This window comes from Vreelandella zhuhanensis, assembly GCF_009793355.1.
GTDB lineage: Bacteria > Pseudomonadota > Gammaproteobacteria > Pseudomonadales > Halomonadaceae > Vreelandella > Vreelandella zhuhanensis.
This window is the reverse complement of record NZ_WTKP01000008.1, coordinates 179,255-198,751: the sequence shown is the minus strand read 5'-3', so window position 1 is coordinate 198,751 and position 19,497 is coordinate 179,255. Positions and strand designations below refer to the sequence as shown.

17 protein-coding genes and 1 tRNA gene are annotated in these 19,497 nt (G+C 57.2%); 6 read left to right on the top strand and 12 right to left on the bottom strand.

Going from position 1 to position 19,497, the window contains the following annotated elements; all coding sequences use genetic code 11:
• Window positions 1-76: 76 nt before the first annotated feature.
• The 4 genes from proB to rplU form a co-directional block, all read right to left on the bottom strand.
• Window positions 77-1,210 carry a glutamate 5-kinase gene (gene proB / locus GPM19_RS12555; RefSeq protein WP_160419368.1) on the bottom strand — a complete coding sequence of 378 codons (1,134 nt, stop codon included), beginning with the start codon at window positions 1,208-1,210 and terminating at the stop codon, window positions 77-79.
• Window positions 1,211-1,247: 37 nt separating this feature from the next.
• Window positions 1,248-2,441, bottom strand: coding sequence for an Obg family GTPase CgtA (gene cgtA / locus GPM19_RS12550; protein ID WP_160419367.1), 1,194 nt, complete (start codon window positions 2,439-2,441; stop codon window positions 1,248-1,250).
• Window positions 2,442-2,608: 167 nt separating this feature from the next.
• Window positions 2,609-2,866 (bottom strand): 50S ribosomal protein L27, encoded by a 258-nt coding sequence (gene rpmA, locus GPM19_RS12545; RefSeq protein WP_160419366.1) that lies wholly within the window; start codon window positions 2,864-2,866, stop codon window positions 2,609-2,611.
• A gap of 44 nt (window positions 2,867-2,910) precedes the next feature.
• Window positions 2,911-3,222, bottom strand: coding sequence for a 50S ribosomal protein L21 (gene rplU, locus GPM19_RS12540; RefSeq protein ID WP_114487145.1), 312 nt, complete (start codon window positions 3,220-3,222; stop codon window positions 2,911-2,913).
• Window positions 3,223-3,529: 307 nt separating this feature from the next.
• Between rplU and ispB the strand changes: the two genes are divergently transcribed.
• Both ispB and GPM19_RS12530 read left to right on the top strand, forming a co-directional pair.
• Entirely contained in the window at window positions 3,530-4,534 is a 1,005-nt protein-coding gene (ispB, locus tag GPM19_RS12535; RefSeq protein ID WP_160419365.1) for an octaprenyl diphosphate synthase, read from the top strand.
• 92 nt (window positions 4,535-4,626) lie between these two features.
• A tRNA-Pro gene (locus GPM19_RS12530) sits at window positions 4,627-4,703 on the top strand.
• A 229-nt stretch (window positions 4,704-4,932) separates the two neighbouring features.
• Here GPM19_RS12530 and GPM19_RS12525 read toward each other — a convergent pair.
• The 5 genes from GPM19_RS12525 to GPM19_RS12505 all read right to left on the bottom strand — a co-directional run bounded on the left by GPM19_RS12525 (window position 4,933) and on the right by GPM19_RS12505 (window position 13,700).
• Window positions 4,933-5,895 (bottom strand): universal stress protein, encoded by a 963-nt coding sequence (locus GPM19_RS12525; RefSeq protein WP_160419364.1) that lies wholly within the window; start codon window positions 5,893-5,895, stop codon window positions 4,933-4,935.
• A gap of 20 nt (window positions 5,896-5,915) precedes the next feature.
• Window positions 5,916-7,604 carry a cation:proton antiporter gene (locus tag GPM19_RS12520; RefSeq protein ID WP_160419363.1) on the bottom strand — a complete coding sequence of 563 codons (1,689 nt, stop codon included), beginning with the start codon at window positions 7,602-7,604 and terminating at the stop codon, window positions 5,916-5,918.
• A gap of 171 nt (window positions 7,605-7,775) precedes the next feature.
• The gene (locus tag GPM19_RS12515) at window positions 7,776-9,452 is read right to left on the bottom strand and encodes a mechanosensitive ion channel family protein (RefSeq protein WP_160419362.1); all 1,677 of its coding nucleotides are present in this window, start codon (window positions 9,450-9,452) and stop codon (window positions 7,776-7,778) included.
• Between the two features lie 105 nt (window positions 9,453-9,557).
• The gene (locus tag GPM19_RS12510; RefSeq protein WP_160419361.1) at window positions 9,558-12,599 is read right to left on the bottom strand and encodes an efflux RND transporter permease subunit; all 3,042 of its coding nucleotides are present in this window, start codon (window positions 12,597-12,599) and stop codon (window positions 9,558-9,560) included.
• Window positions 12,600-13,700 carry an efflux RND transporter periplasmic adaptor subunit gene (locus GPM19_RS12505; RefSeq protein ID WP_160419360.1) on the bottom strand — a complete coding sequence of 367 codons (1,101 nt, stop codon included), beginning with the start codon at window positions 13,698-13,700 and terminating at the stop codon, window positions 12,600-12,602.
• A 174-nt stretch (window positions 13,701-13,874) separates the two neighbouring features.
• Between GPM19_RS12505 and GPM19_RS12500 the strand changes: the two genes are divergently transcribed.
• Window positions 13,875-14,498 carry a TetR family transcriptional regulator gene (locus GPM19_RS12500; protein WP_160419359.1) on the top strand — a complete coding sequence of 208 codons (624 nt, stop codon included), beginning with the start codon at window positions 13,875-13,877 and terminating at the stop codon, window positions 14,496-14,498.
• A gap of 5 nt (window positions 14,499-14,503) precedes the next feature.
• Here GPM19_RS12500 and GPM19_RS12495 read toward each other — a convergent pair whose 3' ends face one another.
• On the bottom strand, window positions 14,504-14,818 hold the full coding sequence (locus GPM19_RS12495) for a carboxymuconolactone decarboxylase family protein (protein ID WP_160419358.1): 315 nt from the start codon (window positions 14,816-14,818) through the stop codon (window positions 14,504-14,506).
• A 200-nt stretch (window positions 14,819-15,018) separates the two neighbouring features.
• Between GPM19_RS12495 and GPM19_RS12490 the strand changes: the two genes are divergently transcribed.
• From GPM19_RS12490 to GPM19_RS12480, 3 genes are read left to right on the top strand one after another with little or no spacing between them, the layout of a single operon-like run.
• The gene (locus GPM19_RS12490) at window positions 15,019-15,900 is read left to right on the top strand and encodes a putative selenate ABC transporter substrate-binding protein (protein ID WP_160419357.1); all 882 of its coding nucleotides are present in this window, start codon (window positions 15,019-15,021) and stop codon (window positions 15,898-15,900) included.
• On the top strand, window positions 15,900-16,565 hold the full coding sequence (locus GPM19_RS12485) for an ATP-binding cassette domain-containing protein (RefSeq protein ID WP_160419356.1): 666 nt from the start codon (window positions 15,900-15,902) through the stop codon (window positions 16,563-16,565). The genes GPM19_RS12490 and GPM19_RS12485 overlap by 1 nt, the downstream gene beginning before the upstream one ends.
• On the top strand, window positions 16,565-18,040 hold the full coding sequence (locus tag GPM19_RS12480; protein WP_160419355.1) for a PhnE/PtxC family ABC transporter permease: 1,476 nt from the start codon (window positions 16,565-16,567) through the stop codon (window positions 18,038-18,040). The genes GPM19_RS12485 and GPM19_RS12480 overlap by 1 nt, the downstream gene beginning before the upstream one ends.
• A gap of 58 nt (window positions 18,041-18,098) precedes the next feature.
• On the opposite strand, the gene GPM19_RS12475 is transcribed toward GPM19_RS12480, so the two are convergent.
• Entirely contained in the window at window positions 18,099-18,809 is a 711-nt protein-coding gene (locus tag GPM19_RS12475; RefSeq protein ID WP_160419354.1) for a hypothetical protein, read from the bottom strand.
• 72 nt (window positions 18,810-18,881) lie between these two features.
• Window positions 18,882-19,355: a hypothetical protein gene (locus GPM19_RS12470; protein WP_160419353.1), complete on the bottom strand. Its 474-nt coding sequence runs from the start codon at window positions 19,353-19,355 to the stop codon at window positions 18,882-18,884.
• Window positions 19,356-19,497 lie beyond the last annotated feature (142 nt).

The following is a 19,497-nucleotide window of genomic DNA, read 5'->3' as shown; positions in this document are numbered from 1 at the left end:
TGTTCACGGGTCTTGTCTGAGAGGATGGCGCATTCTATCACGCTGTTTTCAGCCTTGCCAGCGCCATCATCCCGCCTCAAAGCACCACCAGGTTGTCACGATGGATAAGCTCCGGCGCTTCGACATAGCCCAGAATGGCTTCTATCTGATGGCTCGGCTGGCCCAGGAGCCGTCGGGCATCGTCAACGCCGTAATTGACCAGGCCCTTCGCCACCGGTTCACCGTGCTCGTCGACACATACCACCATGTCGCCGCGCACGAAATTCCCGGAAACCGCCGTGACGCCCACCGGAAGCAGACTGGCTTGGCCGCGCAACACTTTTACCGCACCGGCGTCCAGCGTCAGGCTGCCGCGCACTTGCAGTTGCCCGGCCAGCCAGCGCTTGCGAGCCGCCATGGGGGCCTGTTTGGGGCGCAACAAGGTACCCAGGGTTTCGCCATCCACCAGCCGGGTAATCACATTCGCCTGGCGCCCACTGGCAATCGCGGTCACCGCCCCCGAACGAGCGGCCAAGGTGGCGGCGCGCACCTTGGTGCTCATGCCGCCGCGCCCCAGAGCGCCGCCACCACCGGCCACCGCCGCCAGGGCCGGGTCGTCGGCATCGCCTTCGGCAATCAACCTTGCGGCGGGATCATGGCGCGGGTCGGCATCGAACAAGCCCTCCTGATCGGTAAGAATGATCAAGGCATCGGCTTCCAGCAGATTGGCGACCAGCGCCCCCAAGGTATCGTTGTCACCAAAGCGAATTTCATCGGTAACCACGGTATCGTTTTCGTTGATCACCGGCACCACGCGCAAGTCGACCAAGGTGCGCAGCGCGGAAAGTGCATTCAGATAACGCTTGCGATTGGAAAGGTCATCATGGGTCAGCAACACCTGGGCGGTGACCAGGCCGTGGCGGGCAAAATGCTGCTCGTAGCACTGCGTCAAGCCGTTCTGTCCCACTGCGGCCGCAGCCTGCAATTCATGCACCGCGCTCGGCCTTGCCTGCCAGCCTAGGCGTACCATGCCAGCCGCCACCGCACCGGAAGACACCAGCACCACATCGATGCCGCGACGATGCAGGGCAGCCACCTGGTCGACCCAGCCGCCGATCGCCGCTTCATCCAGCCCGCGGCCGTCATTGGTCAGCAAGGCGCTGCCGATCTTGATCACCACACGCCTGGCCTGCACCAACGCTTCGCGCCCGAGGCCTTGCTCATCGCTCACCGCTTACCTCCTGAAAGCCTCATCCATTGCTCTTCTGTCAGGGCGCGTATTCAACCTCGACATCGTAATCATCATCGTCGAAGTCGTCATCGCTTTCCTCGCCTTCGGCGGGCTTGCGCCGACGACCCAGACGCGCTTCAGTACGGGCGACGGATTCTTCTTCCATGCGCCGACGCATTTCCTGCTCGCGGGCGTGAACCTCTTCATCTTCATGCTCGAGGCGCTGCTGCTCGGTGAGCCAGCGGTGTACCGCCTGCACCAGGGCGTCGGTGCCCTCACTGCTGATCGCCGAAATACGAAATACCGGCCCTTCCCAGCCCAGGCGCTGGACGATTTCATCGCCCACCGCTTGGCGGTCCTCTTCTGGCACTAGGTCCAGCTTGTTGAGTACCAGCCAGCGAGGAAGCTCGGCGAGCGTCGGGGAGAACTGTCCCAACTCGTGGATAATCGCCTCGGCAGCCTCGACCGGGTCGGATTCATCAAACGGTGCCACGTCCACCACATGCAACAGCAAGCGGGTACGGGTCAGGTGCTTGAGAAAGCGCAAGCCCAGGCCGGCGCCATCGGAAGCACCTTCGATCAAGCCCGGCACATCCGCCATCACGAAGTGTTCGTGCAGGCCGAGTTTCACCACACCCAGATTGGGTACCAGGGTGGTGAAAGGATAATTGGCCACCTTGGGCTTGGCCGCCGACACCGAGCGAATCAATGTGGACTTGCCGGCGTTAGGCATGCCCAGCAGGCCGACATCCGCCATCACCTTCATTTCCAGGCGCAAGTTGCGGCGCTCACCTTCCGTACCCGGGGTGATTCTGCGTGGCGCGCGGTTGGTGGAGGATTTGAAATGGATGTTACCCAACCCTCGACGTCCCCCTTGCCCCACCAGGACTACCTGGCCGATTTCGGTAACGTCGGCGATGACTTCCAGGGTATCTTCATCAATGACCGTGGTACCCACCGGCACCTTGACGTGCAGGTCTTCGCCCGCCTTGCCGCTCATCTGCCGACCCATGCCGCCCTGGCCGTTCTCGGCTTTGTAAAAGCGCTGGAACTTGAAGTCAATCAAGGTATTGAGAGCATCGTCCCCAATCAGGTAAACGCTTCCGCCATGGCCGCCATCACCGCCATCCGGACCACCCTTGGGCACGTATTTCTCGCGGCGAAAGCTCAGGCAGCCATTCCCGCCTTTCCCCGCCTCGACAATGATCGAGGCTTCATCGACGAATTGCATGGTTCTCTCTCCTGGCCGCTTCCGCCGCCCTGTACCTGAAAGAGTCATTCAGGCACATAAAAACGTGTACTTAAAAAACGTGCACTTGAAAAATATGCACTTGAAAAACAATGAGGGACAAAAAGGCCCCGCCATGGCGGGGCCTTTTTTATCGCAGGTTCGGGCGTTTATGCAGAAACGACACTGACGAACTTACGATTTTTCGGACCCTTGGTCTCGAACTTGATCACGCCATCGTTCAATGCGAACAGGGTGTGATCGCGACCCAAACCGACGCCGGTACCGGCGTGGAACTTGGTGCCACGCTGACGCACGATAATGTTGCCGGCAATTGCCGCCTGGCCACCATACAACTTGACGCCAAGGCGTTTGGATTCGGAATCGCGACCGTTACGCGTGGAGCCGGCTGCCTTCTTATGAGCCATTGCAAAATACTCCTATAGCAAGTTGATCTAGAAGAATTGGCCGCTTACGCGGAAATTCCAGTAATCTTGACTTCAGTGAACCACTGACGGTGGCCCTGACGCTTCATGCTGTGCTTACGACGACGGAACTTGATAATGGTGATCTTATCGCCGCGGCCGTGAGACACGATTTCCGCGGCCACTTTGGCACCTTCCAGCATCGGCGCACCGATCTTGACGTCTTCGCCATCGGCAACCATCAGCACTTCGTCAAATTCAATGCTTTCACCGGTAGGAATTTCCAGTTTCTCGAGCTTGAGCGTCTGGCCTTCCTTTACACGGTACTGCTTACCGCCGCTTTTGATAACTGCGTACATGTCTCTCTCCGGGACTGTCGTGAATGCCGGGCGTTCCGGCTCTCATCGCCTTACGCTCTTTCGAGTCGTGCTCTTGATAGACCTGCGGCGAGTGGCGCCTCTTTTGGCAACCATCTGACAGGGAGCATGATGAGTGGGTCGCGGATTATAACGACAATTGCACCCTACCACAACTATCATCAACACAACGGCCACCCTCTCGTCAACGAGAAACCTTCATCACCTTGACGCCTCACGGGTAGCCCCATAGCATGAACCGAAATACAGCCGGCCATTGCCGCCTCCACTACCCGCGATGATGGAACTCATGTCAGCCACAGCCTCGTCCTCCCAGCCTGCCAGCCCTTCCCCTTCTCCGCTGCACGCCGTGGTGGCGGATGACTTCATGGCAGTCAATCGTACGATTATCGAACAGCTCGCCTCCAAGATCCCGCTGGTAGAAACCATTGGCCAGTACATTATCGAAAGCGGCGGAAAACGTTTGCGCCCCTTGCTGGTGTTGCTGGCCGCCCGCTCGCTGGGCTATGACCAGGACAAGCACATCACCCTGGCCACGCTGATCGAGTTCATGCACACCTCGACGTTGCTGCACGACGACGTGGTCGACGAGTCTCACATGCGTCGCGGCAAGAAAACCGCCAATGAGGCTTGGGGCAACGCGCCTTCGGTGCTTGTCGGCGACTTTCTTTATTCGCGCTCCTTCCAGATGATGGTCAATGTCGGCTCGATGCGCATCATGAGCATTCTCTCCAGTGCCACCTGTGTGATCGCGGAAGGCGAAGTTCAGCAACTGACCAACGTGGGCAATCCGAATATCTCGGAAGCCGAGTACTTCGAAACCATTCAGGGCAAGACCGCCATGCTGTTCGAGGCGGCTTCCCACAGCGGCGCCGTACTCGCCGACGCCACACCGGAACAGGAAAGCGCTCTCCAGCATTACGGCCGCTACCTGGGCCTGGCCTTCCAGTTGATCGATGATCTGCTCGACTACCAGGGCGACGCCACGACCATGGGCAAGAACGTGGGAGATGATCTGGCTGAAGGCAAACCCACCCTGCCGTTGATCCATGCCATGGCCAACGGCACCCCGGAACAGGCCAAGTTGATTCGCCAAGCCATTCGCCAGGGTGGGCTCGACCAGCTTGACGCTGTGCTGGATATCGTCAATGCCACCGGCGCCCTGGAATACACGCGAGCCCGCGCTGAGGAAATGGCAACCAAGGCCTTGGAACAATTGGCGATTATCCCCTCCAGCCCGTACCGCGACAGCATGGCTGAGCTGGCCCATCTTGCAGTGGATCGCAAGGCGTAAACGCAACGAATTGCCCCCAAAAGGCTTGAAAAGTCTCAGAAGAATGCGTATTATCCACCACCGTCGAGCCACACAGCGGTTTGATGCAATATCGGAATATAGCTCAGCTTGGTAGAGCGCTGCCTTCGGGAGGCAGAGGTCGTAGGTTCGAATCCTGCTATTCCGACCAAAAAATTCAGTAAAAACGGTCACTTAGCTCATCGAGCAAGTGGCCGTTTTTTGTTGGGCTCTGTGCAAGGTGACAAATGGGTGACACGTTGCCTGCTGCGGGAAGAGGGTCGAACATTTTCGCTTGGCTCCGCAGGCAAGCCCCTATTTCCTACATCTTGGCCTGCGTGAGCCCTTGTTAAAAAAAATCTGTAGATGCGTCAGCTTGCCGGGGCATGACTTCAAAGCTACTAGAATATCGGAGACTCAAAACCTTTTGGCTTGATCGCCAGCACGGAACAGTTGAGTTGTGAAAGAACGGCCTCTGCGGTATTGCCAATAATAACGCCGGCAACCCCGGTACGGGCGACCGTTCCCATCACCACTAGATCGGCTTTGATAGTTTCTACCATTTTGGGCAGATCACGACCTGGAATTCCCGGAACAACATGAGTACGCAGTGACAGATAATGATAGGTCTCTTCCCCCATTCTGCCTTTTAACTCGTCAAGAAGTGCATCCATTCTGTACTGCCTATGACGACGCTCATCTTCCGCCAGTTCCTGCTCAACTTTATCCGCATTTTCTACCCACAGGCTGATAAATCCGGATTCAGGTACGTCATAAACGTTCACGGCATGAACCGCTGCCAGTTCCGACAATGACAATGAGCAGGCAAGATCAAGTATGGTCTGATTAAGGGCATCGCTGCTCGGTTTATCCTTGCCAGTGTCAAAATCAACAGCCGCCATGATGTTGCGATAATCGGCTTTTTCATCTTTTTTCATCAGCCAAACCGGGCAGGGGCACTTGCGCAGGAGATGCATGTCGTCGCTACCGAGAAATCGAGAAAACCAGTCGATGGCGTCGGCCTCCTTGATAACCAGATCGAAGCTCTCGGACTGCACTGCACGAATACTTTCGAGGTATCTTTTACCAACCTTCAGCTCTGTTCTGATCCCAAGATCCGGCTCCAGCGAAGAGAAAAGCTGATGTAATCTGGCCTCCTCGTGTTCCTGCACCTTTTCCTTGAGCTGCTGACTGCTAATACCCATTTTTTTTGAATAGGATGTTAATGAAAGCTTCGGAAGTACATATAGCAGCGTCAAATCAGCCTGGTTGGTTTTGGCCAGAGCAATGGCACGCATCAACGACGGCGAGGTTTCATCGGTGCGATTGCCCAGCACGAAAAGAATGTTCTTGAACCTTTTCATAGAGCAGCGCTCCTTGAAAATCAGGGGTGACGGGGTTCGGAAACAAGGCCTTCCAATAGCAATTCCGTAGCTCGATCAGCAGCATCCTGAAAGGGCTCAAGTACAAGCTCTACACCCAGCAATTTTAACTCTTCAGTCTCTGTTCTGCTTTGCGATACCGCCGCCAGATTACCGATGAATCCTGCCGACCGGGTTAATTGTATGATAGTTTTTATCGTATCTTCGGTCGAAACCCCGGTATGGTGATGCGGTATCGTGGACACAACCCAATGCGCATTGCGAAGCGGCAACGCCCCCATAAACTCGGCATCCTTCACATCTCCGTAGGCTGTATCCAACCCTAGAGAATTCCAATATTTGATGGCCGAAGGATTGAAGTCCAGCCCCAGCACCTTGATGCCATTTTCCCTGAGTCGTGCGGCAATGGCGGTGCCCAGGCGGCCCAGCCCGAAAATGACGACCTGATAATGGCCCCCTGGATGCTGCTCCGTAGATTGTTCGCGTGGGGTGCCTGTGCGCTCAAAAACGCCTATTAGCGGTTCGAGAAGCGTGTAGAGGCTGTGGGAATAGGTGATCATGTAAGTCGATGCCGCAATGGTGACGATGCCGACCAGAGTTACCAGGCCCAGCACATCCTGTTGCACATGCCCCAGACTCACGCCCATGGCAATAAAAATCAGGGAAAATTCGCTGATCTGTGCCACAGTCAAGCCCGCCAGAAAGCCGGTCCTTTTGCGGTAGCCCAACGCCCCCATAATGGCCAGCACAATAAGCGGGTTACCGATCAGCACAAACAGGGAGAATATGATTGCTCCGGGGATATGGGCATTCATAAGCGACAAATCCAGAGACGCCCCCAATGCGATAAAGAAAAACAGCAGCAAAAAGTCCCTTAACGGTGCAAGCCTGGCAGAGATGCTTTCGCGATAGCGGGTGGATGCCAGTGCGACACCGGCCAGCAGGCCACCCACTTCCATGCCCAGGCCGATCAGATCACCGATCGCTGCAAACAGGGCGGCTTGCGCGATCGCGTAAATGACCAGCAGTTCCGGAGATTTCGCCAGATGCTCAGTGAGTGGGTTGGCGATGTATCGGACAAACACGATGACAAATAACAGCAAACCGATGCCAGAGAGCGTCACCTGCCACATGGATGCGCTGTCCGCGTCCCCCTGCCCGGCACCTATGCCGATAGCCGCCAGAACGATCATCGCCAGAACCACAACAAGATCCTGAACAATTAGAAAACCCAGCGCAATCTGACCGTGCAGTGAGTCGATTTCCCGTTTATCCGACAGCAACTTGACGATGATGATTGTGGATGAAAACGTCAGCGCGACCGCCACATAGATACTGGCAATGTGATCCAGGCCAACAGCCAGCCCGATGAAATAACCGATGATGGAAGTGAAGGCGACCTGCCCAAGCCCCGTGAGCAGGGACACACCGCCGATGGACCGAATGAGCTTTACATCCAGCTTTATACCCACCAGAAACAGCAGGACAGCGATCCCCAGTTCGGAAAGCAGTTCGATCTGCTCCTCGGAATGGACAATATCCAGAACCGATGGCCCCGCAATCAGGCCAACGGCAATAAAGCTCACAATCAGTGGTTGCCTCAGCAATAAGCCAACGAAACCCAGGAGGGCTGCCAGCACCAGAAGTGCCGCAATTTCCGTGAAGGACGAGTGCGTGATCAACTCAACCAAGCTTTCCTCTCCTCATTTTCCCTGGAATCTGATGGCTCTTTGTAAAAGAGATTACTGCTTGGCTTGAATTCAAGCAATAAGCGCAGCACTTGTCGTGTTCAAGGCTCCTGTGTACTCCCCCAGGAATACCTGTGCTGGTGACCGCAAATTGGCTTACTACATGGACACCCCTCAGTGGTCGCTTTTCTCATCGCCACGCGTTACGTCCTGCTGACTGATGACCACCACGTCTCTGGGCCACCATTCGGGATGGTTATCCCTGATAAAAGCCAGCAACTTTTCCCGCACGTTCATTTCCGCAACCCATCCGGCCATTGGCTCCGGCGTCATCAGGTAGAACGTGATTTCCTGGGCGGCAGCCGTCTGCCCGGTCACGAAGCATAAAAGCTTGTCATGTTCGATGACGCCCTCTTCCTGCTTGGCAAACGTCTTGAACTTCTCTCTCAAGTATTCCACATCCGCATTGAGGTGAAGGGTCAACACGATATTCCGGTAGGTTTTGGCACTCTTGGCCGACCAGTTCTCGAACGGTTGTGAAACAAAGTACTTCACTGGCACGATGAGTCGGCGATCATCCCAGACCCTCAGACGGATGTAGGTATAAAAGATACCTTCCACATAGCACCATTGCCCCTCGAAGAGAATGCTGTCGCCGATACGGATAGGCTTCGCCAACGATACTTGAAACGATGCCATGATATTACCCAGCACTGCCTGACCGGCAATCCCCGCCAGCACTGCCGCGACACTCGCTGATGCAAGTAGCGTCGTCCCCAGCGTCTCGAAGATTTCAATCTTTATCAGCACATAGATCACTGCAGCGACCACGGTGACCAGAATGATTGTGCGGCGCAACGTATATAGGGAGGTCAGTAACTTCCGCTCATCCTTGTATTTCGTATCATCGATATCGCCCACGAGGCGTGCAGTCACCTTGAGCAACATCGTATCCACCAGATGCAGGGCTATGAGAGCGGCCCCCCAGGCCGTGATGACCGCCAAAAGCAACCTGAAGAAAGTAGTGCCGGCGCCTGAAAACGAAACCACATAGCCAAGAAGAATCTGGGTCACGATAGCCATCACGATGAAGGCCATAGGCATCCCGATCCTACCGGCAAACATGCTGTACATGCCCGGGGGCAGCCACCGTTTCACCAGTCCAACAAGGGCATATACGCCAAAACCGAGCGACCCGATAAGAACAAGAAACACCGGAATCGCAATCCACTCCCACAGCTGCAGCATGCCAAGCGACTGTTTGTATCGCTCGGGGATATACTGCTCTATCCAGGAGGGGCCGAATTTTTCGTAGAGGATTGGAATGATGTCGACTGTTTCCGGCGAAATCAGCCAAACCGGATCCTGTTCCGCTACCTTGTAACGCGTTAGATGAACATCATAGGTTTGCCCTTGGGCCTTGAGCGAGACCACCTCGAGGTAACGTCGTGGCTCCCCGGCTCGCGGGTGCTGACCGCTCGGGTCCTGAACTAGAGCATCCTGCCGCCCTGGAAGACTCGATATATTGATCCACTCCCCGCGCCTGAGAACCGACGAAAGCTGCATTGCCAACCGGCTTCCTCTGCTTTTCTGCTCGGAGGCTGGAATGTCCGAAAGATTGAGGATGTGAGCGGCGGCAGAATGCTCATCGTTTTCGGTGAGTTCGATGAAACTTCTTATCGCCTCTCTTGGTGTCGAGCGCTCGACCTCTTCCGGCACCTCACCTAACCCTTCGTTCAGGGAGTCAGCCGAGAACCAGAGACGCTCGCTCTCTTCCTCGTCCTGCGCGAAAGAAGCACACGAAAACATCAGGATTACTGCAAAAATGACCCAACTATAGCGTACTCTCATAGGAATCCAGCCAGCCAAACAACATGAAAACGTAGCTCATGAAAATGAAAAGCGCCCCATCTAATAACCAAAAATTACCAAGAATTGCTTGATCAAACTAAGTCATCACGCCTGTATCCGAATACGATAAAGCACGCAATACACCACCGGCAGTACCACCAGCGTTAATAGCGTTGCCACACCCAGGCCGCCGATCAGGGCCACTGCCATGCTGGAGAAAAACGCATCGTTGATCAGCGGAATCATGCCCAGCATGGTGGTCAGCGCCGCCATGGCTACCGGGCGCACGCGGCTTACCGCTGCACGCACCACGGCATGGTAACGATGCTCGTGTAGCGGCAATTGCACGTTGATTTCCTCGACCAGCACAATGGCGTTCTTGAGCACCATGCCGATCAGGCTCAAGGTTCCCAGCAGCGCCATGAACGAGAAAGGCAAGCCGGTCAGCAACAGAGCCCCGACCACGCCGATTATCGTCAGCGGTACCAACGACCAGATCGCCAGTGCCTGGCGCAGGTTGTTGAACAGCACCACCGTGATGATGAACATGACCACCAGCCCCAGCGGCAGGGAGGCGAACAGGCCGCTCTGCGCTTCGCCCGCGGTTTCGTACTCGCCACCCCATTCCAGCCGGTAGCCCGGAGGCAATTCAAGCGCCTCGACTTCGGGTCGAATCCGCTCCAGAACGCTTGCTGCGGTAACGCCGCTCAGCGGATGCGGTTCGGCATACACCGCCAGCATGCGCTGACGATTGCGGCGCAATATCAGCGGGTCGGCGACCTGGGTGGTGACCCGCTCGATGACCTGGTCGGCCGCAATATAGCGACCGCGCTCCTCGCTCCAGACATTCAATGAACCGACGTTATCCACGTCGTGACGCTGCCCGGGCCCTGCCCGAGCGATAATTGGAATCAGGTCACTGCCATCGCGGTAGATACCCACCTGGGTCCCGCTGGTATTGAGCGCCAGGGTATCGGCCAGGCCGGCGCGAGTGACACCGAGGCGACGCGCGGCATCCTCGAGAAATACCGGTTTGATGACTTGCACCCGGTTGCGCCAACTCTGTCGCACACTGGTTGCCAGGGGCTCGTCATGGAACAGCGCCTCGACGTCGGCACCAAGTTGACGCAGCACCTCGGGGTCGCTGCCGTAGAGCCGCGCCTCGAGCTTGGCCTTGGGCGCAGGGCCGACTTCCAGCGGCATGATCTTGTAATCGACGTCAGGGTGGTAACGTTCAAGCGCCGCCTCCACCTCGCCCATGCGCTGATGTTGAGTCTGCTTGTCCGGCGTTTCCACAATCAGTTGCGCATAGCTGGCATAACGCTCTTCAGGTGAATAGGTCAGGGTAAAGCGCTGTGCACCACCGCCTACCACGGTGGTCAGATGCTCGATACCTTCCATCGCCATCACCGTCTCTTCGAGCTCACTTATCCGCCGCTGGGTCTCGAGGATATCGGTACCCTCCGGCATCCAGTAATCGACGAAGAAGATCGGCGTATTGGAGGCCGGGAAAAAGGCATCCTTGACGAAGGTGAAACCATAGCCGGCGCTCATCAGCACCAGTCCTACCATGACCAACGTTACCCAGCGCAGGCGGATACCGAGGGTAATCAGGCGGCGAAACAGCTGGTACACCGCGCCACGATAGGGGTCCTGCTGCGCGTCTCCCCCGCTGACATTGCGAAAGAACATTGCAAAGAAGAACGGGGTCAAGGTCAGCGCCGTCACCCAACTCAACAGCAGCGAATAAAGCAGCACGAAGAACAGCGAGCCGATGAATTCGCCGGTGGTGTCCGGTGAAAGCCCGATAGGCGCGAATGCCGCCACGGCAATCAAGGTTGCCGCGAGCAGGGGCCAGGCATTCTGGCGGACGACCTGATGAGCGGCCTCACGCACCGTCAAGCCGCGCTTGAGTCCCACCAGCATGCCTTCGGTCACCACAATGGCATTGTCGACCAGCATTCCCAAGGCGATGATCAGCGCCCCCAGAGAGATTTTTTCGAGCTGCAGGCCGTGAATGCGCATCATCATGAAAGTACCGATGATGGTAATCAGCAGAATCGACCCCATCAGGATACCGCTGCGCCAGCCCATGAACAGCATCAGCACCACGATAACGATGGCCACCGCCTGGATCAGGCTGATCAAGAAACCAGAGACGGCATCGTCGACGACCTGCGGCTGGTCGTAGACCACGTTGAGTTCCATGCCCACCGGGGTACGGGCCTCGAGCTCGGTCAGGCGCCGGTCGAGACGCTCCCCGACATCGACGACATTCACGCCGCTCTTGAACGATACCCCCAGTGACAGCGCCGGGCGGCCCATGTCGCGATACAGCTGTTGCGGTTGATCGGCCAGATCACGGTAAACCTTGGCAATATCGCTCAGCCGGACCAGCTCTCCATTGCCTTCACTGACGATCAATGCCCGCAAGTCTTCGATATCGGCAGCACTTCCCGTGGGAGAAACCAGAAAGCGGCGTCCATTCTGCTTCAGGTGGCCGGCATCAGCGACGGCATTCTGGGTATCGAGTAATTGTTGCAGGCGCGCAAGGGGAATATTCAAGGCGCTCAGGCGTTCACGATCGACCTCGACGTAGATGCGTTCCGGATGCTCCCCTCCCAGCGAGACCTTTTTCACCCCATCGACCAGCGCCAACTCACGCTTGAGAAAATCGGCATGATCCGCCAGGTCGGCCATCGCATAGCCTTCGCCGGTGAGATTGACCATCAAGCCGAAGACATCGCCGAAGTCATCGTTTATGTGCGATTGACGCGCTCCCGGCGGCAAACGAGGCTGGGCGTCTTCCACCTTGCGCCGCAATGAATCCCATAACTGCTGGAGCTCATCCTCCTGCACGGTGCTTTGCAACTCTATGGTGATCTGCGACAAACCATCGGAACTGATCGAGCTGATGCGCTTGATGCTGGGCATTCCCTGGATCGATTCTTCAAGCGTGGAAGTGACCTCCTGCTCCACTTCCTTGGGAGTGGCGCCGGGATACGCCGTCGTCACCAAGGCGTTGCGAATAGTGAACTCGGGAAACTCGAGCTGGCCCATGTCAAGAAAGGACAGCGTCCCGCCGACTAACAGCACTACGGTCATCAACCAGCTAACCGCCTTATGGCGTAGAAAATAATCGACCATCTAGAGACCCTGTTCCTTTTCCCAGGGGATGACCGATATCTCGGCACGTAAGCGACTCGCTCCCGCCGCCACCAAGCGATCGTCGGGCGCCAGTTCCCCCCTGACTTCGAGACCGGCCGAGGTCAGCGAGCCGACTTCTACCGGAACCGACTCGATGCTGTCGGGGCTTTGAAAACGCCACACGCGGGCCTGATCGGGGTTTTCACCCGCATAGCTCACCGCCTCGGGGGGAACCCGCCACACCGGTGTCACGTCTTGAGGCATCCAGGCACTCAAATCCAACCGGACGGTGGCACTCATTCCATCGAGCAAGGTGATGTCGTCTGGCTGGGGCAACGTGAGCGTGATTTCATAGGCCAGACTTTGGGCGTCGGCCTGAGTGGTGTAAGACTTGAGTTGCGCCAGGTAGGCAGAGCCATCCTGCGAAAAATACACCTCATGAGCCAGCATGTTGCCAAAGGGAAGCGCGCTGTCGTTGGCGGGGACTATTCGCCGTACGATCTGCTCCGGCAAGTGAAACACCACATCCAATTGGCCGGGCTGCTGGATCACTGCCACCGTTTCCTTGACCTGCACCATTTGGCGGTTATCAACAGGAACGCGAGCAATCACACCGTCATAGGGAGCACGCAAACGGGTATGCTCAAGCTGCTCATCGGCCTGCTCAAAGGCTGAACGGGCCGCACGCAATTGGCTTTTAGCCTCGTCGAAACGCACCTGGCTGATAGCGCCCCGCTCCAGGGTGTAGCGCATGCGCTCGAAAGTCGCCTCGGCCAGCTCCAGGCTGGAACGAGCGCTTTCGAGCTGGCTCCGCGCATTGCTATCGTCGATACGGGCAATCATCTCACCGGCTGAGATTCGCTGGCCCGCCGCGACATTGAGTTCTAGCAGCTCGCCAGCCATGCGAAACGACAGATCGCTGCGGGTGGAGGCTTCAACACGAGCCGGAAAGTGGCGCATCAATGCAGCGCCGGCATCGTCCAGGGTGAGCAGCTTGACTGGCCGGGCTGAAGCGGGCTCAAGCGTTTGCGACTTTTCACAGCCAGCCAACGTCAGCAAAGCCAGAACCCCCAACAGCAGGCGTATACGGATGACAGGCACGGTAACAGCTCCTCGGGAAATGAACGCTCAGCAATCGAAAACAGCAAGCGCATTTAGGGTGAGTGCACATTCACTGACATTCATGAATGTCAGTGAATGTGGGTATACTAATCACCACGAGGCGACTTTGCCATGTGTCGATGACAAGATAGGGATAATTTAACGGGAGCTGTCATGACTCGAAGGAAGGAAGAAGCCGAACGTACACGCGAGACGATTCTCGATGCCGCCGAAGCCACCTTTCTGGCTCAAGGCGTATCACGCACTACCTTGGCGCACATTGCCCAGGCCGCCGGGGTGACGCGCGGGGCTATTTACTGGCATTTCGAAGACAAGGCGGCACTGTTCGACGCCCTGCTGGAGCGCGTGCGCATTCCCATCGATGAAATTGTCGATCTGGCCGAGCAAGGTGCACCGGCTTTTCCTGCCGAGCGGTTACGGCAAATCGCCCTGGGCGCCTTGGAAAGGATGCACGACGATCGACAACTGCAACGCGTTTCCACCATCGTCTTTCACCGCTGCGAAAAGCTTGAAGACTACCACCCCCGGATCAGCGTCATCACACGACTATCCCAGCATGCCCAAACCCGGGTGGAACGGCTTTTCGAAGATGCCAAGCAGCAAGGCACGCTGCGCGCTGGCCTGTCCCCGACCAGCGCCCGACGCCAGTTCCATATGTTCCTGATCGGCGCCTGCTTCGACTGGCTGCAAGACATTGATCAATATTCGCTTGCCGAAGAGCGTGACGCTATCGTCGAGACATTGATGCGCGGACTGTTTGTTATCACGCCTGACTAGCATTTCTAGTCAGTGATATCCTCGATCCAGGTCAGAGCGGCGACACCGCTAGGTAGCCCCAAGGTGGGAATGGCCAATATGGCCACCTGTTTCAGAGCTTCCGGCGACTCGCCTTCTTCCAGGCCGCGCCGCACATGAGAATGCACCGCGCCTTCAGAACCTGCGCCCACAGATAATGCCAGTTTGACCAGGCGGCGGGTACGTTCATCCAGCGGGCCAGTATCGGCACACGCCTTGCCCAACGCTGCGTAGGCGTCCCAGACATCAGGGTACTGCTCGGCCACTTGGCCGGCACCGGATGGAAGTTCTTGTTTAGACATGAAATTTTCCTTCTAAAGAGGAATGACGAAATCAAGGTATGAGCAAGCCACCTAGTCCAGCTTAGCCTCTTGAACGCCTCAAGCAAACACCCCCGCCGAAGAACCACTTTCGATAATGGCTATGCACGACAATGCACGGGACAAGGCGGTGCGGTATGCTTCGCCCGGAAAATCCACCCCACTTTCATCAAGGACACTTCATGTCTCGTCGGCTTGCATTGGCGCTTGTCACTCTCTTCGCCACGCTCTTCACGCTGGCAGCCACCCCCTTGGCTGTCGCCAATACCTTGGTGTTCACCGCCATTCCCGACGAAGACGAGACCCGTTTACAGGAACGCTTTCAGAGCGTCGCTGACTATCTTTCCGAAGCGCTCGAAGTGGATGTACGCTTCATCCCGGTCACCTCCTACGCCGCTTCTGTCACCGCCTTTCGCAACAATCAGGTACAGCTCGCCTGGTTCGGCGGCTTCACCGGGGTTCAGGCGCGCCGCATGGTCCCCGGCTCCATCGCTATCGCCCAGGGCGTTGAAGACCCCGAATACAAGAGCTACTTCATCGCCAACCATGCCACTGGCATCGAGCCCCACGAAGGAGACACCGCCCCGCAAGCGCTGCGCGACGTGACCTTCAGCTTCGGCTCGCAAAGCTCGACGTCCGGCCGTTTGATGCCCGAATACTTCCTGCGTGAGCACCTGGGCGCCTCGCCCGAGGCACTTTTCGAGCGTGTCGGCTTCAGCGGCAACCACAGCCGCACTATTTCCCTGGTGCAATCGGGTGCCTATCAGGTCGGCGTGGTCAGCTACAAGGCCTGGGAAAATGAAGTGGAAAGCGGCGCTGTCGATCTGGATCGCGTCCAGGTGGTCTGGGAAACGCCCACTTACCCCGACTATCAATGGACGGTACGTGGCGACGTCGATGCGCGCTTTGGCGAAGGTTTTACTCAACGCCTGCAACGGACGCTAATTGATATGGACGATCCCGAACTCCTGGCAAGTTTCCCGCGCAGCGGCTTCATTCCTGCGGAAAACGCCGACTATCAGGAGCTGATCAAGGTCGCTCGTCAGCTCGACCTGCTCGACTGATGACCACTGCCTTGCCCATATTTGCCTTGAAAAACGCTGTCGCCGACTACGGCGAGGTGCGCGTGCTCGGCCCCTTGAATCTGAGCCTTGCACCCGGTGAACATCTAGCGCTGGTGGGCAAGAGCGGCGCCGGCAAGTCGAGCCTGCTCGCGGTAATGTACGATCACTGGCATACGCAAGACGCGGCCCTGATGCCCCAGGACCTGGGACTGGTCGCCAATCTTTCGGTGTTTCACAACGTCTATATGGGACGTCTGGACCGCCACCCCTGGTGGCGCAATCTGCTTACCCTGGCCCACCCCTTGAAAGGTGATATTGCCGAGATCGACGCTCTGCTCACTCAGCTCGGTATTCCAGAAAAGTGCTGGACGCCCTGCGGTGAACTCTCCGGCGGTCAGCGCCAGCGCGTCGCCGCCGCCCGAGTGCTCTATCAACAGGGCAGGATACTGCTGGCCGACGAACCCGTCTCGGCGCTGGACGGCCCTCAGGCGGAAAGCGTCATCCGGGCATTACTCGCGACTTATTCGATGTCGGTGCTGGCCATGCACGACCTCGACCTGGCACTGCATTTTTGCACCCGGGTAGTCGGTATACAGGATGGCGTCATCGCCGTGGATGCGCCCAGCCGAACGCTGACCACTGCCGATCTCATGCCGCTCTACTGATGCCCTTGACCCCGACCGCACGTGTCAGCCTGAGCCTGATAGCGCTCGCGCTGGTATGCCTGTCACTGGGCGATTTCGAGATCAGCACTCACGCTCCCTGGCAGGCGCTTGGGCGACTCTTCATGGGTCTGGTTCAGCCGGACCTGTCACGCGTCGACTTTCTCGGCGAGGCGATCCTGCGTACCCTGGCCTTCGCCTTCGTCGGGGTGGGGCTGGGTGCCGCCGCCGGCTTTCTGCTGGCGCTTGCCTTTCAACATCTCTGGGTGCGCACCTTCTGCGCATTCATCCGGGCGATTCACGAGCTGTTCTGGGCATTGATCTTTCTGCAGAGCTTCGGCCTGCACCCCATTACCGGGGTACTGGCCATCGCCATTCCCTATGCGGGTATTTTCGCCAAGGTTTACGCGGAAATTCTCGACGAGACCGACCCAGAGCCCGCCCGCACCTTGCCCCATCGGGCCGGGCGGTTCTCGGCACTGCTTTACAGCCGAATCAGTCAAGCCTGGCCACATCTGGCCAGCTACACGTCTTACCGCCTGGAATGCGGCCTGCGTTCGAGTGCGGTGATCGGCTTCGTCGGCATGCCCACTCTCGGTTTTCACCTGGCGGGCGCTTTTGCCCAAGGCCACTACAACACCGTCGGCGCCTTGCTGATTCTGTTCTACCTTCTGATCGGTACGCTGCGGTACTGGGTGCGCCCGCGGTTGCTGCCCTTATACCTGATCGTAGCGCCCTTCTGTCTGGGCACAGGTCTTCCCATCATGTGGAGCAACGTCTCGCGTTTCTTCACTCACGACATCATTCCCGCCCCGCTTCGCCAGGGTGAAGGTATCGAGGGTCTACTACCCTGGCTCGGTGAGCTTATGCTCAACCAAGCGCTGCCGGGCATCTGGAATACCCTGCTGCTTACCCAGATAGCCTTGGCGCTGACCGGAATACTCGCCATGGCGCTATTTCCATTGATTTCACGCCACTTCACCGGAAAGCTCAGCGGAACTTGCGGCCATGTAATTCTGGTGGTGATGCGTGCCACCCCGGAATATCTGCTGGCATTCATCCTGCTGCAGCTGTGGGGGCCTTCCATGCTGCCCGCCGTGGTGGCGCTGGCGCTGCATAACGGCGGCATCATCGCCCATCTTGTGGGCAGGCGCAGCAACACAATTCAGCTGCGCCAGGATGCACCCAAGGGCATCAACCGTTACGCCTATGAGATCGCTCCTCGGGTCTACGGGCCCTTCATGGGATTACTTTTCTATCGCTGGGAAATCATCATGCGCGAAACGGCGATTCTCGGCATTCTGGGCATCGCCACCCTGGGTTTCTACGTCGACAGCGCTATTCAGGAAATCCGCTTCGACCGCGCCATGCTGCTGATCCTGATCACCGCCTTGCTCAACATCGGCGTAGATATCCTCGCTCGCCGCCTGCGGGCGCACCTGCGCCTGAGACACAGCATTAACCGCAAGCACTGCTGAAAAAGGTGCATCGATAGCATGCACCTTTTGTTTCACCCCGGCACCCATTACAGTTTGGTTACTCCTGTTCAGTATCCGTGTCGTCGGTATTCGTGTCGTTTTGATCTTCCGGACTCAGCATGTCGGCTGGGCCTTCGGTGCCTTCTGTCCCCACGGGGGACGGCGGGGTCTGGTTTTCGGTATCAAGCCTGTTGCGCTGGTTGGTGTCGCCTTGCTGATTAACGCTTGCGTTCTGGCGAGCGGCATCTTGCAGTCCCTGTATATAGCCCTGCCGGTAACCTCTTATCAGGCCTTGCTCAAGCCCTTCTTCCTTACCCTCGATGTAGCCCTGCAAGAAAATGTGAGCATCTTCCTGATTGCGACCTTGCGACTGGTCATACCGGCGATCCTGCTGATATCTCTGCCCGTGGTCATATCTATCGCTATCGCGCCGATATTGCTGACGGTCTTGTTGCTCATCCCATAGCCGGCTACGCTGCGGGTCTCTTCGGCCGTAATCATCATCATAGCCATTGCTGTCGCTTCGGTATTGACGGCGTTGATCCTCCCAACCCTGGGCGCGCTGGCGATCCCTTTGGTCGTAATCACCGCCGTAGCGTTCGTCACGATATTGCTGACGATCCTGGTTATCCCTTGATTGATAACTTTGCTGATTTCTTTGCATATTATCGTAACCGTAGCCATCGCTGCGGCTATCTTGTTGTGCAACCGCCATGTTTGTAGCAAGTGCAGTCGACACGGCAGTCGCAATGACCAGTTTTTTAAACATAACTCCTCCGAAAAACGATTAACCACTTGGTTTAAAGCAGCTGGTACTTAATCACTAGCTGTCAGAACTGGCTTAGTTGCGGTACTGGTTATAGCGGTTGCGATCCTCATCACGCCAGCGGTCATCACGACGGTCCTGGCCGCGCCACTGGTCATCACGACGATCCTGACCGCGCCAGCGGTCATCACGACGATCCTGGCCGCGCCACTGGTCATCACGACGATCCTGGCCGCGCCAGCGGTCATCACGACGATCCTGGCCGCGCCACTGGTCATCCCGACGATCCTGGCCGCGCCAACGGTCATCCCGACGGTCCTGGCCGCGCCAGCGGTCATCCCGACGATCCTGGTCGCGCCAGCGGTCATCCCGACGATCCTGCTGATAGCGATCACGGTCCTGATCGTGCCACTGATTGTCCTGGCTGTAGGAACGATTGCGATCTTGATCTTGCCACCGATTATCTTGGTCCCATTGCTGCGCCATAGCAGACCCAGTAGTCGCCAGTGCGGTCGAAATTGCTGCTGTAATGAGTAGCTTCTTGAACATGACCATCTCCTTTAGTCATTAGACGAAACTCAAGTGTAGCTTGAAGGGTGTCATAGCCAAGCCATACAGCAATCAAGCTAGCTGCCATTTCTGCAAATTAAAAATATGCACGCTTTATTTTTTCAAACAATCACCACCTATT

Bases quoted from the DNA above. Each gene is read 5' to 3' on its own strand.
- GPM19_RS12490 (WP_160419357.1), top strand. From the start codon at position 15,019: ATGTCTCGTCGGCTTGCATTGGCGCTTGTCACTCTCTTCGCCACGCTC.
- GPM19_RS12470 (WP_160419353.1), bottom strand. From the start codon at position 19,355: ATGTTCAAGAAGCTACTCATTACAGCAGCAATTTCGACCGCACTGGCG.
- GPM19_RS12500 (WP_160419359.1), top strand. From the start codon at position 13,875: ATGACTCGAAGGAAGGAAGAAGCCGAACGTACACGCGAGACGATTCTC.
- GPM19_RS12485 (WP_160419356.1), top strand. From the start codon at position 15,900: ATGACCACTGCCTTGCCCATATTTGCCTTGAAAAACGCTGTCGCCGAC.
- rplU (WP_114487145.1), bottom strand. From the start codon at position 3,222: ATGTACGCAGTTATCAAAAGCGGCGGTAAGCAGTACCGTGTAAAGGAA.
- GPM19_RS12515 (WP_160419362.1), bottom strand. From the start codon at position 9,452: ATGAGAGTACGCTATAGTTGGGTCATTTTTGCAGTAATCCTGATGTTT.
- GPM19_RS12475 (WP_160419354.1), bottom strand. From the start codon at position 18,809: ATGTTTAAAAAACTGGTCATTGCGACTGCCGTGTCGACTGCACTTGCT.
- rpmA (WP_160419366.1), bottom strand. From the start codon at position 2,866: ATGGCTCATAAGAAGGCAGCCGGCTCCACGCGTAACGGTCGCGATTCC.
- ispB (WP_160419365.1), top strand. From the start codon at position 3,530: ATGTCAGCCACAGCCTCGTCCTCCCAGCCTGCCAGCCCTTCCCCTTCT.
- GPM19_RS12480 (WP_160419355.1), top strand. From the start codon at position 16,565: ATGCCCTTGACCCCGACCGCACGTGTCAGCCTGAGCCTGATAGCGCTC.
- GPM19_RS12510 (WP_160419361.1), bottom strand. From the start codon at position 12,599: ATGGTCGATTATTTTCTACGCCATAAGGCGGTTAGCTGGTTGATGACC.
- GPM19_RS12495 (WP_160419358.1), bottom strand. From the start codon at position 14,818: ATGTCTAAACAAGAACTTCCATCCGGTGCCGGCCAAGTGGCCGAGCAG.
- GPM19_RS12525 (WP_160419364.1), bottom strand. From the start codon at position 5,895: ATGAAAAGGTTCAAGAACATTCTTTTCGTGCTGGGCAATCGCACCGAT.
- cgtA (WP_160419367.1), bottom strand. From the start codon at position 2,441: ATGCAATTCGTCGATGAAGCCTCGATCATTGTCGAGGCGGGGAAAGGC.